The organism is Bacillus sp. BS98 (assembly GCF_008432245.1).
GTDB classification, from domain to species: domain Bacteria; phylum Bacillota; class Bacilli; order Bacillales; family Bacillaceae_G; genus Bacillus_A; species Bacillus_A toyonensis.
Genome location: NZ_CP043830.1, coordinates 106,712 through 121,093, shown reverse-complemented (window position 1 = coordinate 121,093; position 14,382 = coordinate 106,712). Strand labels below are relative to the sequence as shown.

The 14,382-nt window shown below is 39.4% G+C and carries 14 protein-coding genes and 1 other annotated feature; all 14 genes read right to left on the bottom strand.

Features of this window, described 5'->3' with window-relative positions:
• Positions 1-70: 70 nt before the first annotated feature.
• Positions 71-3,682, bottom strand: coding sequence for a DNA-directed RNA polymerase subunit beta' (gene rpoC / locus F0362_RS00645; RefSeq protein WP_000567945.1), 3,612 nt, complete (start codon positions 3,680-3,682; stop codon positions 71-73).
• 37 nt (positions 3,683-3,719) lie between these two features.
• On the bottom strand, positions 3,720-7,253 hold the full coding sequence (gene rpoB, locus F0362_RS00640) for a DNA-directed RNA polymerase subunit beta (RefSeq protein WP_000147560.1): 3,534 nt from the start codon (positions 7,251-7,253) through the stop codon (positions 3,720-3,722).
• A gap of 291 nt (positions 7,254-7,544) precedes the next feature.
• Positions 7,545-8,144 carry a class I SAM-dependent methyltransferase gene (locus tag F0362_RS00635; RefSeq protein WP_000763276.1) on the bottom strand — a complete coding sequence of 200 codons (600 nt, stop codon included), beginning with the start codon at positions 8,142-8,144 and terminating at the stop codon, positions 7,545-7,547.
• 74 nt (positions 8,145-8,218) lie between these two features.
• A complete protein-coding gene (rplL, locus tag F0362_RS00630) occupies positions 8,219-8,578 on the bottom strand; it encodes a 50S ribosomal protein L7/L12 (RefSeq protein ID WP_000159737.1) in 360 nt (119 codons plus the stop codon).
• Between the two features lie 67 nt (positions 8,579-8,645).
• On the bottom strand, positions 8,646-9,146 hold the full coding sequence (gene rplJ / locus F0362_RS00625) for a 50S ribosomal protein L10 (RefSeq protein ID WP_000048718.1): 501 nt from the start codon (positions 9,144-9,146) through the stop codon (positions 8,646-8,648).
• Positions 9,147-9,185: 39 nt separating this feature from the next.
• Positions 9,186-9,330 (bottom strand) — a sequence feature (ribosomal protein L10 leader region).
• A gap of 49 nt (positions 9,331-9,379) precedes the next feature.
• A complete protein-coding gene (gene rplA / locus F0362_RS00620; protein WP_002093855.1) occupies positions 9,380-10,072 on the bottom strand; it encodes a 50S ribosomal protein L1 in 693 nt (230 codons plus the stop codon).
• Between the two features lie 179 nt (positions 10,073-10,251).
• A complete protein-coding gene (gene rplK, locus F0362_RS00615) occupies positions 10,252-10,677 on the bottom strand; it encodes a 50S ribosomal protein L11 (protein ID WP_001085872.1) in 426 nt (141 codons plus the stop codon).
• Positions 10,678-10,844: 167 nt separating this feature from the next.
• Entirely contained in the window at positions 10,845-11,378 is a 534-nt protein-coding gene (gene nusG, locus F0362_RS00610) for a transcription termination/antitermination protein NusG (protein WP_000415793.1), read from the bottom strand.
• A 131-nt stretch (positions 11,379-11,509) separates the two neighbouring features.
• Positions 11,510-11,689, bottom strand: coding sequence for a preprotein translocase subunit SecE (gene secE, locus F0362_RS00605; protein ID WP_001241321.1), 180 nt, complete (start codon positions 11,687-11,689; stop codon positions 11,510-11,512).
• Between the two features lie 23 nt (positions 11,690-11,712).
• Positions 11,713-11,859, bottom strand: a complete 147-nt coding sequence (gene rpmG / locus F0362_RS00600; protein WP_012260172.1) for a 50S ribosomal protein L33 — start codon at positions 11,857-11,859, stop codon at positions 11,713-11,715.
• Positions 11,860-11,989: 130 nt separating this feature from the next.
• Positions 11,990-12,649, bottom strand: a complete 660-nt coding sequence (locus tag F0362_RS00595; RefSeq protein ID WP_000387198.1) for an RNA polymerase factor sigma-70 — start codon at positions 12,647-12,649, stop codon at positions 11,990-11,992.
• Positions 12,650-12,716: 67 nt separating this feature from the next.
• Positions 12,717-13,229, bottom strand: a complete 513-nt coding sequence (locus F0362_RS00590) for an NYN domain-containing protein (RefSeq protein ID WP_000997879.1) — start codon at positions 13,227-13,229, stop codon at positions 12,717-12,719.
• Between the two features lie 3 nt (positions 13,230-13,232).
• Positions 13,233-13,976: a 23S rRNA (guanosine(2251)-2'-O)-methyltransferase RlmB gene (gene rlmB, locus F0362_RS00585; protein ID WP_000093761.1), complete on the bottom strand. Its 744-nt coding sequence runs from the start codon at positions 13,974-13,976 to the stop codon at positions 13,233-13,235.
• Complete coding sequence (locus F0362_RS00580) at positions 13,973-14,380, bottom strand: Mini-ribonuclease 3 (protein ID WP_000564265.1); 408 nt, start codon at positions 14,378-14,380, stop codon at positions 13,973-13,975. Before F0362_RS00580 ends, rlmB begins: the two co-directional genes overlap by 4 nt.
• Positions 14,381-14,382: the final 2 nt, after the last annotated feature.

The following is a 14,382-nucleotide window of genomic DNA, read 5'->3' as shown; positions in this document are numbered from 1 at the left end:
AGTAACATTTTGACTCATACAATGTCAACTAGGATTAGATGTTTTTATACAAAATTTACGACGGAAAATTTTACTGTTCCACATAAATCTCATCGTTTTCTACATTCATGTCATCTTGTGTTGTTTTTACAAGATCAACTTTGCGATAACGATTCATACCTGTTCCAGCAGGAACAAGTTTACCGATAATAACGTTCTCTTTCAGTCCTAGAAGCTCATCACGTTTACCTTTAATTGCTGCATCAGTTAAGACACGAGTTGTTTCTTGGAATGATGCTGCAGATAAGAATGAATCAGTTTCAAGTGAAGCTTTTGTAATACCAAGTAGAACAGGTCTAGCCGTTGCTGGTTGTTTACCTTGCAGTAACACCTTCGCATTCGCATCAGTAAACTGATGGATATCTAGTAATGTTCCTGGTAATACATCTGTTTCACCTGCATCACTTACACGAACTTTACGTAGCATTTGACGTACCATTACCTCTACGTGTTTGTCACCAATTTCTACCCCTTGCATACGGTATACTTTTTGAACTTCACGTAATAAGTATTCTTGAACTGCCGTAATGTCCGTTACTTTTAGTAATTCTTTCGGATCAATAGAACCTTCTGTTAACTCTTTACCGTGGCTAATTGGCTGTCCTGGCGTTACTTTCAGACGAGCACCGTAAGGAATAGCATACGTACGAGCTTCAACCTCACCCTGTACAACTACTTCTTGGCGATCTTTAACATCGTTGATCGCTGCGATAACACCGTCGATTTCACTGATAACTGCCTGACCTTTCGGATTACGAGCTTCAAAGATCTCTTGGATACGAGGTAAACCTTGTGTGATATCATCACCGGCAACCCCACCTGTATGGAACGTACGCATCGTTAACTGTGTACCTGGCTCACCGATAGATTGAGCCGCGATAATACCTACCGCTTCTCCTACTTCTACGTCTGTACCAGTTGCTAAGTTACGACCGTAACACTTCTTACATACACCATGGCGAGTGTTACACGTAAACGCTGAACGAATGTTTACAGTTTCAACACCCGAATTTTCAACGATATGAGCGATATCTTCAGTAATTAATTGATTTTCAGCAACTAATACTTCACCTGTTTCAGGATGTTTTACAGTTTTTCTTGCAAAACGTCCAACAAGACGATCATATAATGACTCAATTACTTCATTACCCTCTTTAATCGCACCAATTAGTAAACCGCGATCTGTTCCACAATCATCTTCACGAACAATTACATCTTGTGCAACGTCTACAAGACGACGTGTTAAGTAACCAGAATCGGCAGTCTTAAGTGCTGTATCGGCAAGACCTTTACGAGCACCATGCGTAGAGATGAAGTACTCAAGTACTGTTAAACCTTCACGGAAACTTGATTTGATCGGAAGTTCAATGATACGACCAGATGGATTGGCCATCAGACCACGCATACCAGCAAGCTGAGTGAAGTTAGATGCGTTACCACGGGCACCGGAATCACTCATCATGAAGATTGGATTGCGTTTATTCAAGGACTTCATCAGTTTTCCTTGGATAACGTCTTTTGCATTACTCCAAATAGAGATAACACGATCGTAACGTTCTTCTTCCGTGATTAAACCGCGACGGAATTGTTTAATTACATTATCTACTTTTGCTTGTGCTTCGTGGAGAATTTCATCTTTTTCACCTAATACAAGAATGTCAGATACCCCAACTGTAATACCAGCTTTTGTAGAGTATTTAAATCCTAAGTTCTTCATACGGTCAAGCATGCGAGACGTCTCTGTAATTTTGAAACGCTTGAATACTTCCGCAATGATGTTACCAAGAATCTTCTTGCTAAATGGTGCCACTTCTTCGCGACTAGCAATAATTTCTTTAATGTTCGCACCTTTTTCAACGAAATATTCCGCTGGTGTTTCTTTTTCAAGGTTTGAGTTTGTTGGTTCGTTAATATAAGGGAACGACTCTGGTAAGATTTCGTTAAATATTAATTTACCAACTGTTGTTAATAGAAGCTTACCTTTTTGCTCTTCAGTAAACGTTACATTATTTACTGAACTTGCAGCAACTGCAACACGCGTGTGCAGATGTACATATCCATTTTGGTATGCAAGTATTGCTTCGTTGGCATCTTTGAAGACCATACCTTCACCGATTGCACCTTCACGCTCAAGTGTTAAGTAGTAGTTACCTAATACCATATCCTGAGATGGAGTAACAACTGGTTTTCCGTCTTTTGGATTCAAGATGTTTTGTGCCGCTAACATAAGAATACGAGCTTCTGCTTGTGCTTCTGATGATAACGGAACGTGAACCGCCATTTGGTCACCGTCAAAGTCCGCGTTGTATGCAGTACATACAAGTGGGTGAAGACGGATTGCACGACCTTCTACTAGTGTAGGTTCAAACGCCTGGATACCAAGACGGTGAAGTGTTGGTGCGCGGTTTAGAAGTACTGGATGTTCTTTAATCACAGATTCTAAAACGTCCCAAACTTCAGGTTGTACACGCTCGATTTTACGTTTAGCACTCTTAATGTTGTGTGCTAAACCTTTTTCAACTAACTCTTTCATAACGAAAGGTTTGAACAGTTCAAGCGCCATTTCTTTCGGTAATCCACATTGGTACATCTTTAAGTTCGGTCCTACAACGATTACTGAACGACCAGAGTAGTCAACACGTTTACCTAATAAGTTTTGACGGAAACGTCCTTGTTTACCTTTAAGCATGTGAGATAGAGATTTTAATGGACGGTTACCTGGTCCAGTAACTGGACGGCCACGGCGACCATTATCGATTAATGCGTCTACAGCTTCTTGTAACATACGTTTTTCGTTTTGAACGATGATGCTTGGTGCACCTAAGTCCAATAGACGTTTTAAACGGTTGTTACGGTTAATTACACGACGGTATAAGTCGTTTAAATCAGAAGTAGCAAAACGTCCACCATCCAACTGTACCATTGGGCGTAGTTCTGGTGGGATAACTGGAAGAACATCTAGGATCATCCAAGATGGGTGATTTCCAGAGTTACGGAATGCTTCTAATACTTCTAGACGTTTAATAGCACGAGTACGGCGTTGTCCTTGTGCTGTTTTTAATTCTTCTTTTAAGAAGTCTACTTCTTTATCTAAATCGATATCTTGTAGTAGCTTTTTAATCGCTTCTGCACCCATAGCAGCTTGGAATGTGCTACCATATCGATCACGATATGCACGGTATTCTTTTTCAGAAAGTAATTGCTTCTTATCAAGTGGTGTATCTCCACTTTCTGTTACAACATAAGAAGCGAAATAAATTACTTCTTCAAGCGCGCGAGGGGACATGTCTAAGACAAGTCCCATGCGGCTCGGGATACCTTTGAAATACCAAATATGAGATACAGGAGCAGCTAATTCGATATGACCCATACGTTCACGACGAACTTTTGCACGCGTTACTTCAACGCCACATCGATCACAAACTACACCTTTATAACGTACACGTTTGTATTTTCCGCAATGACATTCCCAGTCCTTTTGTGGTCCGAAAATACGCTCACAGAACAAGCCATCTTTTTCAGGCTTTAACGTACGATAGTTAATTGTTTCTGGTTTCTTAACTTCACCGTATGACCAAGAACGAATCTTGTCAGGTGAAGCAAGTCCAATCTTCATATATTCAAAGTTATTTACATCTATCAAGGGGCCTACCTCCCTTTTAGTCTACAGGTTATCCCAATTATTCCTTAGTTGTCTCAACTTCGACATTCAATTTATCTGCTGATTGATGATCGTCGTCATCTTCTGTATCACGCATTTCGATTTCTTTATCGTCGCTAGACATCATTTTAACGTCCATACCTAAACTTTGCAGTTCTTTAATCAATACTTTGAATGATTCAGGAACGCCTGGTTCTGGAACATTTTCACCTTTAACAATTGCTTCATACGTCTTAACACGTCCGATAACATCATCAGACTTCACTGTTAAGATTTCTTGAAGAGTATAAGCAGCACCATAAGCTTCAAGTGCCCAAACCTCCATCTCACCGAAACGCTGTCCACCGAACTGAGCTTTACCTCCAAGAGGTTGCTGCGTTACAAGTGAGTATGGTCCAGTAGAACGAGCATGAAGTTTATCGTCAACCATGTGCGCAAGTTTGATCATATACATGACACCAACAGATACGCGGTTATCGAATGGTTCACCAGTACGTCCGTCATACAGGATTGTTTTCGCGTCATTTGCCATACCAGCTTCTTCAATTGTGCCCCATACATCTTCCTCACGAGCACCATCGAATACTGGTGTTGCAATGTGAATGCCAAGGTATCTTGCTGCCATACCAAGATGAAGCTCTAATACCTGACCGATATTCATACGAGATGGTACCCCTAATGGGTTTAACATGATATCGATTGGCGTACCATCTGGTAAGTAAGGCATATCTTCTTCTGGTAAAATACGAGAGATAACACCTTTGTTACCGTGACGTCCTGCCATCTTGTCACCTTCAGAAATTTTACGTTTTTGAACGATATACGCACGTACAAGTTGATTCACGCCCGGTGGCAATTCATCGCCATCTTCACGGTTGAATACTTTTACGTCTAAGATAATACCGCCACCACCATGTGGTACACGTAGTGATGTATCACGTACTTCACGTGCTTTTTCACCGAAGATTGCATGTAATAGACGTTCTTCTGCTGTTAATTCTGTTACACCTTTAGGTGTTACTTTACCAACAAGTAGATCTCCATCTTTTACTTCAGCACCGACGCGAATAATACCACGCTCATCAAGGTTACGAAGTGCATCTTCTCCGACGTTTGGAATATCACGTGTAATTTCTTCTGGTCCAAGCTTCGTATCACGAGCTTCTGACTCATATTCTTCAATATGAATAGAAGTGTACACATCATCTTTTACAAGGCGCTCACTCATAATGATCGCATCCTCATAGTTATAACCGTCCCATGTCATGAAGCCAACAAGCACGTTACGTCCAAGTGCTAGTTCACCTAATTCCATAGAAGGACCATCCGCAAGGATTTCACCTTTTACAACTTCATTTCCAACACTTACGATTGGACGTTGGTTGTAGCAAGTTCCTTGGTTAGAACGAATGAATTTTTGCATTTTGTAGCGATCTAAGTCGCCTTTTACTGTTTGACCGTCAACTTCTACATAGCGACGTACCCAAACTTCACGTGCTTCTACGCGTTCAACAACACCAGGGTGTTTACAGATTACTGCAGCACCTGAGTCTTTTGCTGATACGTACTCCATACCTGTACCTACAATCGGTGATTCCGGATTCATTAACGGAACCGCCTGACGTTGCATGTTCGCTCCCATAAGTGCGCGGTTAGAGTCATCGTTTTCTAAGAACGGAATACAAGCTGTCGCTGCCGACACTACTTGCTTTGGAGATACATCCATATAGTCGATGCGTTCTTTATTTGTGACAATGTTTTCACCACGGAAACGAGCTACGATATCTTCATCAAGGAATTCTCCTTCTTCAGATAATTTCATATTCGCTTGGGCTACAACATAATTATCTTCTTCATCTGCTGTTAAATAATCAACCTGCCCTGTTACAAGACCAGTTTCTGGGTCAACACGACGGTATGGTGTTTCAATGAAACCAAACTCATTTACTTTCGCGAACGAAGATAATGAGTTAATCAAACCGATGTTTGGTCCCTCTGGTGTTTCAATCGGACACATACGACCGTAGTGAGAGTAGTGAACGTCACGCACTTCAAATCCTGCGCGCTCACGCGTTAAACCACCGGGTCCTAATGCAGATAGTCTTCGTTTGTGAGTTAACTCTGCTAATGGGTTTGTTTGGTCCATGAACTGAGATAACTGAGAACTTCCGAAGAACTCTTTAATAGATGCAATAACAGGACGGATGTTAATTAACGCCTGTGGTGTAATTGCATTTGTATCTTGAATCGACATTCTCTCACGAACAACACGTTCCATACGAGAAAGACCGATACGGAATTGGTTTTGTAAAAGCTCTCCTACTGAACGTAAACGACGGTTTCCTAAGTGGTCGATATCGTCTGTATCCCCTACTTTGTATAGTAGGTTGAAGAAGTAGCTGATAGAAGCAAGGATATCACCTGGTGTAATATGTTTTATATCACGAGTAATATTTGCATTACCAATTACGTTAATTACGCGTTCGCCTTCTGACTCAGGAGCATAAATCTTAATAGATTGCAGCTCAACATCGCCTGCTACCACTCCACCCATTGGTTTCGCTGTTTTGAATCCAATGTTTTTCTCTAAGTAAGGTAGAATGCGATCAAGCGTACGACGATCTAAGACTGTTCCTTCTGCCGCTAAAATTTCACCAGTTTCTGGATCCACCAGTGTTTCAGCTAAACGTTGGTTAAACAATCTATTTTTAATGTGTAGCTTTTTGTTGATCTTATAGCGACCTACATTTGCTAAGTCGTAGCGCTTCGGATCAAAGAAACGAGACACAAGTAAGCTCTTTGCATTTTCTACTGTTGGTGGTTCACCAGGGCGTAGACGCTCATAAATTTCAAGCAATGCTTTTTCTGTGCTATCTGTGTTGTCTTTTTCTAATGTGTTGCTTAAGTATTCGTTATCACCTAAAAGCTCGGTGATTTCTTGATCAGAGCCAAACCCTAATGCGCGTAACAAAACAGTTACAGGAAGTTTACGAGTACGGTCAATACGTACATATACAACATCCTTAGCATCTGTCTCATACTCTAACCAAGCCCCGCGGTTTGGAATTACAGTAGCAGTAAAACCACGTTTTCCGTTTTTATCCACTTTGCCACTATAGTATACGCTTGGAGAGCGAACTAACTGGGAAACGATAACACGTTCTGCACCGTTAATTACGAATGTTCCAGTCTCTGTCATGAGTGGGAAATCTCCCATGAACACATCTTGTTCTTTTACTTCACCAGTTTCCTTGTTGATTAGACGCACTTTTACACGAAGTGGTGCTGCATACGTCACATCACGCTCTTTGCATTCTTCTACAGAGTATTTAGGTTCACCTAAGCTGTAGTCGATAAATTCAAGCGATAGATTTCCCGTAAAGTCTTCGATCGGAGAAATGTCTTGGAACATTTCTCGCAAACCCTCATCAAGAAACCACTGATAAGAAGAGGTTTGAATTTCGATAAGATTTGGTAACTCTAATACTTCACTAATACGGGCATAACTTCTTCGTTGGCGGTGGCGTCCGTATTGAACTAGTTGACCTGTCAACTGCTTCACCCCTCAAATCATGAGTATTATAAATGCACAAAAAAATTTGTGCAAAATCACAAATAAATACAACTACTGCTATTAGCGTAGTTTTTTTCTCTTAAAGATAGATACGTTGAGTCTTTCTACCTGCTCAAAAAGAAAAATGGCTTCTTTAAGAAAACCATCATTCTGTTTCATAATCTGCTGATTTTACTATCTTTTCCAAGAGAAACAAAAATATACATCTTTTCTCAACGCAGAAAATCATATATTGGCATTGTATAATGTTAACATAGCCAAAAATAACCGTCAACGCTTTTTTGATTTTATGATATAATATCCTTTTTTCTTTTCTACAACTTCAACTTCAGAAAATACTTCTTCTAGTTTTTTTAGCGCAGATGGTGCACCTTGTTTCTTTTGAATAACAATCCACAATTCTCCACCTGAAACTAAATACTCTACAGCTTTTTCTAAAATCTCATGCACGATATCTTTACCAGCACGAATTGGAGGATTAGATAGAATAACAGCATACTTGCCATCTACATTTTCATAGACACTACTTTGCAAAATACGTACATTTTCAATTTTGTTATTAGCGGCATTTTCTTTTGCAAGCCCCAAGGCCCTTTCATTCACATCCACCATGTGAATTTCACGATCTTGAAACTCTTTCGCTAACGACAAACCGATTGGACCGTACCCACACCCTACGTCTAACACATTACCTTTAACATCTGGCATTTGAAACGCTTCAATTAAAAGACGAGAACCAAAGTCCACTTCGTTTTTCGAGAACACCCCATGGTCAGATAAAAAAGTAAATCGAGATTCACGAAGCGTAAATTCCCATCGTTTACGATCACTCTTACTAGAAGGGTCGTTAGAAAAATAATGGTCTGCCATATGGCCACCTCTTTTCTTTACAGTTAAAAAAAAAGCTCGCATGAGAGCGAGCTTTTTAAAGCATCAAAAGTTAATTACTTAACTTCTACAGCAGCGCCAACTTCTTCAAGTTTAGCTTTCATTTCTTCAGCTTCCTCTTTAGAAACGCCTTCTTTGATTGCTTTTGGAGTGTTGTCAACTAATTCTTTAGCTTCTTTTAAGCCAAGACCAGTGATTTCACGTACAGCTTTGATAACTTTGATTTTTTGAGCGCCAGCACTTGCAAGTACTACGTCAAATTCAGTTTTCTCAGCAGCAGCTTCACCAGCGCCACCAGCTACAGCTACAGGAGCAGCAGCAGTTACGCCGAATTCTTCCTCGATAGCTTTTACTAAGTCGTTAAGTTCTAATACAGTCATAGATTTAACTGCTTCAATGATTTGTTCTTTAGTCATTGTAAATATCCTCCCTTAAATAGGTTTGTATTGTTTTATAGATAACAAGTAATTATCTTTTAAAAAATTAAGCGCCTTGCTCTTCCTTTTGTTCTGCAACTGCTTTAGTAGCAAGTGCAAGGTTACGGATTGGAGCTTGAAGAACGCTAAGAAGCATAGAAAGTAAGCCTTCACGTGATGGAAGAGTAGCGATAGCTTTAACCTCATCAAGTGTTACAAGTTTACCTTCGATTACGCCCGCTTTAATTTCTAAAGCTTCATGTTTTGTAGCGAAGTCGTTTAATACTTTCGCAGGAGCAACTACATCCTCGTTACTGAACGCGATTGCGTTTGGTCCTGTTAAGAATTCGTTTAACTCAGCCATTTCAGCAGACTCTGCAGCACGACGAGTTAAAGAGTTTTTGTAAACTTTGAACTCAACGCCAGCTTCACGTAATTGCTTACGTAATTCTGTTGCTTCAGAAACTGTTAAACCACGGTAGTCAACAACGATTGTAGATTTACTAGCGCGAAGTTTGTCCGCGATTTCAGTTACAACTTGTTGTTTAGTTTCGATTACTTTGCTCATGTTATTACACCTCCTGTAGATTATATAGAAGATGTACCGAAAGTGCACTAAAAACCTCCATGCCCAACTTGTAGACATGGAGGCATATAGTCACAGAAAAAAGATTCCGCTTCGTATATTAACACCTAGGTAGGAAATTAAGTCGAATGACACCTACTGTCTACGGTACACTATTTAAATTCACAACATAAATGATTATATTAAAACTTCTTTATGAAGTCAACTTCCAATTTTTACGCAAGTGTAGAAACGTCTACGCGTACGCCAGGTCCCATTGTAGAAGCAACAGTTGCATTCTTCATGTAAGTACCTTTTGCAGCAGCTGGCTTAGCTTTTTGTAGCGTGTCAGCAATTGTTTTGAAGTTTTCTACTAGTTTAGCATCTTCGAAAGATACTTTACCGATTGGAACGTGGATGTTACCAGCTTTATCAACGCGGTATTCAACTTTACCAGCTTTGATTTCGTTAACAGCTTTAGTTACATCGAAAGTAACTGTTCCAGTTTTAGGGTTTGGCATTAAACCTTTAGGTCCTAATACGCGACCAAGTTTACCAACTTCACCCATCATGTCAGGAGTTGCTACTACTACATCGAAATCGAACCAACCTTGTTGGATTTTACCGATGTAATCAGCATCGCCTACGAATTCAGCGCCAGCAGCTTCAGCTTCTTTTGCTTTTTCGCCTTTAGCGAATACTAATACACGTTGTACTTTACCAGTACCGTGTGGAAGAACAACTGCGCCACGAATTTGTTGGTCAGCTTTCTTAGGGTCAACACCTAAACGGAATGCAGCTTCTACAGTTGCATCAAATTTAGCTGTGTTTGTTTTCTTTACTAATTCTACTGCTTCTGTTGCAGAGTAAGCAGTTGCACGATCGACAAGCTTCGCAGCTTCTACGTACTTTTTACCTCTTTTAGCCATTTTTATTTCCTCCTCGAATGTGGTTTTAGCGGAATAACCTCCCACGTTTACGCTTTTTTTCCAGGGATAACCTGAGGATGCGCGCCATCCTTTTATTTTAAAAAACGATAATCATTTACGATAATAAAGGTTGCGAATTGGAATTCCAGACCCGCAACCTTTTTTAAAAACAAATCGAATTAGTCTTCGATAACGATGCCCATACTGCGTGCAGTACCTTCAACCATACGCATTGCAGCTTCTACGCTAGCAGCGTTTAGGTCAGGCATTTTAGTTTCAGCGATTTCGCGTACTTTATCACGCTTAACAGTTGCCACTTTATTACGGTTTGGTTCACCAGAACCAGACTCAATACCAGCTACTTTCTTAAGAAGAACAGCAGCAGGAGGAGTTTTAGTAATGAAAGTGAATGAACGGTCCTCAAATACCGTAATTTCAACAGGGATGATAAGACCAGCTTGATCTGCTGTACGAGCGTTAAACTCTTTACAGAAGCCCATGATGTTAACACCTGCTTGTCCTAATGCTGGACCAACTGGTGGAGCTGGGTTAGCTTTACCTGCAGGAATTTGAAGCTTTACCATTTTAATTACCTTTTTAGCCACGAGACACACCTCCTTAAGTCCGTGATGTGGTCAATTGGACAGTGATTTGCCCTCCCACGTCATATTTTATCTGTAACGATAAAATCTTTCAAAAAACGTCTCCGATAACGAAGACGTACTGACTTAAAAGATATTATCACTTTTTACAATTCATTTCAAGTTTCATTTTATAATTTTTCAATTTGATGGAAGTCAAGTTCAACTGGAGTCTCGCGACCAAACATATCTACAAGCACACTAACTTTCTTCTTCTCCACATCAATTTCTTCAATAGCACCTGTATAATCTGCGAATGGTCCCTCATTTACACGTACTGTCTCATGAAGTTCAAAGTCGAAATCAACCACTTCATTGTCCATTCCCATATGCTTCATAATGGTAACAACTTCCTCTTCTAATAGAGGAGATGGTTTAGATCCAGAACCTGAAGAACCAACAAAACCTGTTACACCCGGTGTATTACGAACAACATACCAAGAGTCATCAGTCATGATTAGTTCCACTAATACGTAACCTGGGAACACTTTTCTTTTCATTATTTTTTCTTTACCATTTTTCATTTCTACTTCTACTTCTTCCGGGACAACAACACGGAAAATTTTATCTTGCATACCCATTGATTCTACACGTTTCTCTAGGTTTGCCTTTACTTTATTTTCATATCCAGAATAAGTATGGACAACATACCAACTTTTTTCCATTCATTTAGGACGAGCGTCCTTCCCTCCCTGACGTACATTTTTTTGCGCAAATGAAAAAACCCGTTCACCGGGCTTTTACACAGTTCTTATAAATAACATTATATCATGGATAAGTGCTTCTTATTCAAGAATTAACCAAGAATTAACCGAATTAAAGAAGAAATGCCCATATCAACTACTGCGAAGAAAATCGCAAAGAACACAACTGTAGCGATAACAGTCGCTGTTGAGCGGAGTAATTCATCTTTTTTAGGCCAACTTACTTTTTTCATTTCGCGACCTACATCGCCGAAAAAGTTCGTTAAACGCATCTGCGGGACCTCCAGTGTATTATTTATTTTGTTTCCTTGTGAACTGTATGCTTATTGCATGTTTTACAAAACTTCTTTATCTCAAGTCGCTCTACTGAGCTCGTATCTTTCATCGTAGAGTAGTTTCGATTTTTACACTCTTCACATGAGAGTACAACTTTTTTCCTCATTAGTTACACCAGCCTTGTAACATTATGTCCCTAAAAATGTATCATACAACAAAAGACAATGTCAATGTCATGACTCCCACTCTCTTTACAAAAAGAAAACAGGTGAATTAATTTACACCTGCGTTACTTTCTATGAATTTAAAGTTGTACTCTCTCTCATTTCCATATATCGTTCCAATTTCCTCTTCACCCGCTGTAAAGCGTTATCAATAGATTTCACATGTCTGTTTAACTGTTCCGAAATCTCTTGATAAGAGCGACCATCTAAGTATAAAGAAAGTACTTTTCTTTCTAAATCGCTTAATAATTCAGATATTTTAGACTCTATGTCGGTATATTCTTCTTGACTAATGATCATCTCTTCAGGATCAGTCACCTTCGCTTCGGAAATAACATCCAATAACGTTCGATCAGATTCCTCATCGTAAATCGGCTTATCTAAAGACACATACGAATTTAAAGGAATATGTTTTTGTCTTGTTGCTGTTTTAATAGCGGTAATAATTTGTCGAGTAATACACAGTTCAGCAAATGCTTTGAACGAAGACAGCTTGTCCTCTTTATAATCACGAATTGCTTTAAACAATCCAATCATACCTTCTTGAACAATATCTTCTCGATCGGCACCCACTAAGAAATAAGATCTTGATTTCGCGCGAACAAAGTTCTTATATTTATGAATTAAATATTCTAGAGCGTCAGTATTACCTTTTCGAACTAACTCAACGATTGCCTCATCCTCTAAATCACGAAATGTAACGTCGCCTACACTTACGAAGCCTGCTTCCACCTTGATCCCTCCGACCGCTATTTATTTAGCAATATTATACAGTAAAAAGACAAAGAGCGTCAATGCTTCAACGCTCTCCTCTTCTTAATTTTTCTAATTTTTCTGTAATATCCTCACTAAATATCTTTCGCATGGCAGGTTGCTTTTCTTTCGTGTCTTTTGTACGTCTTCTTACTTGTTGTTCCATCGCTTGTACTTCTAACTCTAATTCACGCGCAGATTTCCGAAGGGCACCTTGCGCAAATATAACCCATTGTTCCGTATAATCAGAAGTCGCAACATATATTTGTGTATTTATATTTCTAAGCTCAATCGCAAGTTTCTCTATCTTTTCGTCCGCAGTTTGATTTTTGCGCGTGAATATTACTTCCACCCGCGATTGTTTCATCTTTTTTTCAATACCGTGGACTGTATAGGCATCAAAGACTATCATTACTTTCGTTCCTGTATATCCTTGATAATCCGCCATCTTATCAATAAGCGCGTCTCTTGATGATTGCAAATCTACATCCCGTAGTTTTTTCAAGTCTCCCCAAGCTCCGATAATGTTGTAACCGTCAACGATTAAAATATCGTTCATTTTTTATTTACCAATTTCGTGACGTTTACGATATACCTCATACATTAACAAACTTGCGGCTACTGAAGCATTTAAGGATGTAACTTTACCAACCATCGGTAAAGTAATTAAGAAATCACACTTTTCACCAATAATACGACTCATACCTTTTCCTTCACTACCAATTACTAATCCAATCGGCATTTTACCATCTAAATTACGGTAATCCGTTTTTCCTTTGGCATCTGTACCAGCAATCCAAAGTCCGCGTTCCTTCAATTCATCAATTGTGCGAGATAAGTTTGTTACGCGCGCAACTGGAATATATTCAATTGCTCCTGTTGATGCTTTTGCAACTGATGCTGTAAGTCCTACAGCCCTTCTTTTCGGAATAATAACCCCATGAGCTCCTGTGGCATCAGCAGTACGCATAATAGAACCTAGGTTATGCGGATCTTCAATTTCATCTAAGATTAAGAAGAATGGATCTTCATTACGTTTTTCTGCTACTTTGAATAAATCTTCTAATTCAGCATACTGGTATGCAGCTACTTGAGCAATTACACCTTGATGATTACCCTCAACTAATTGATCTAACTTCTTCTTTGGTGCATGTTGTAAAATAATCTTATTTTCTTTCGCTAATGCTAGTACAATCTGCACTTGCCCTTTGGCAGCACCTTCCGCGATCCAAATTTTATTAATATCTCTCCCTGATCGTAACGCTTCAATTACAGGGTTACGTCCGATAATATATTCACTACTCATGATGATGTGCCCCCTTCCTTTTCTTCTAAAACTGCAATTGCCTTATATACAATTTCGTCTAATCTTTCACGATTATTTAATAAGTGATGATAACCAATTAGCGCTTCAAAGGCTGTACTATGTCGATATGTTTGTACATCCGTATTTTTCGGAACGGTACCTGAATTTGCATTACGCCCTCTTCTTAATACCGCCTCTTCTTCCTCTGTCAAAAATGACGTCTCTAATAAATGATAAACAACTTTCGCCTGTGCTTTTGCCGAAACAAAGCTCGTCCCTAAGCGATGTAATTGATTAGGACGAACCTTTCCTTTTTGAAGGAGGTGATAGCGGATATATTGTTCATATACCGCATCACCCATATATGCTAACGCTAAGCTGTTTAATTGCTTTGCATCAATCATTC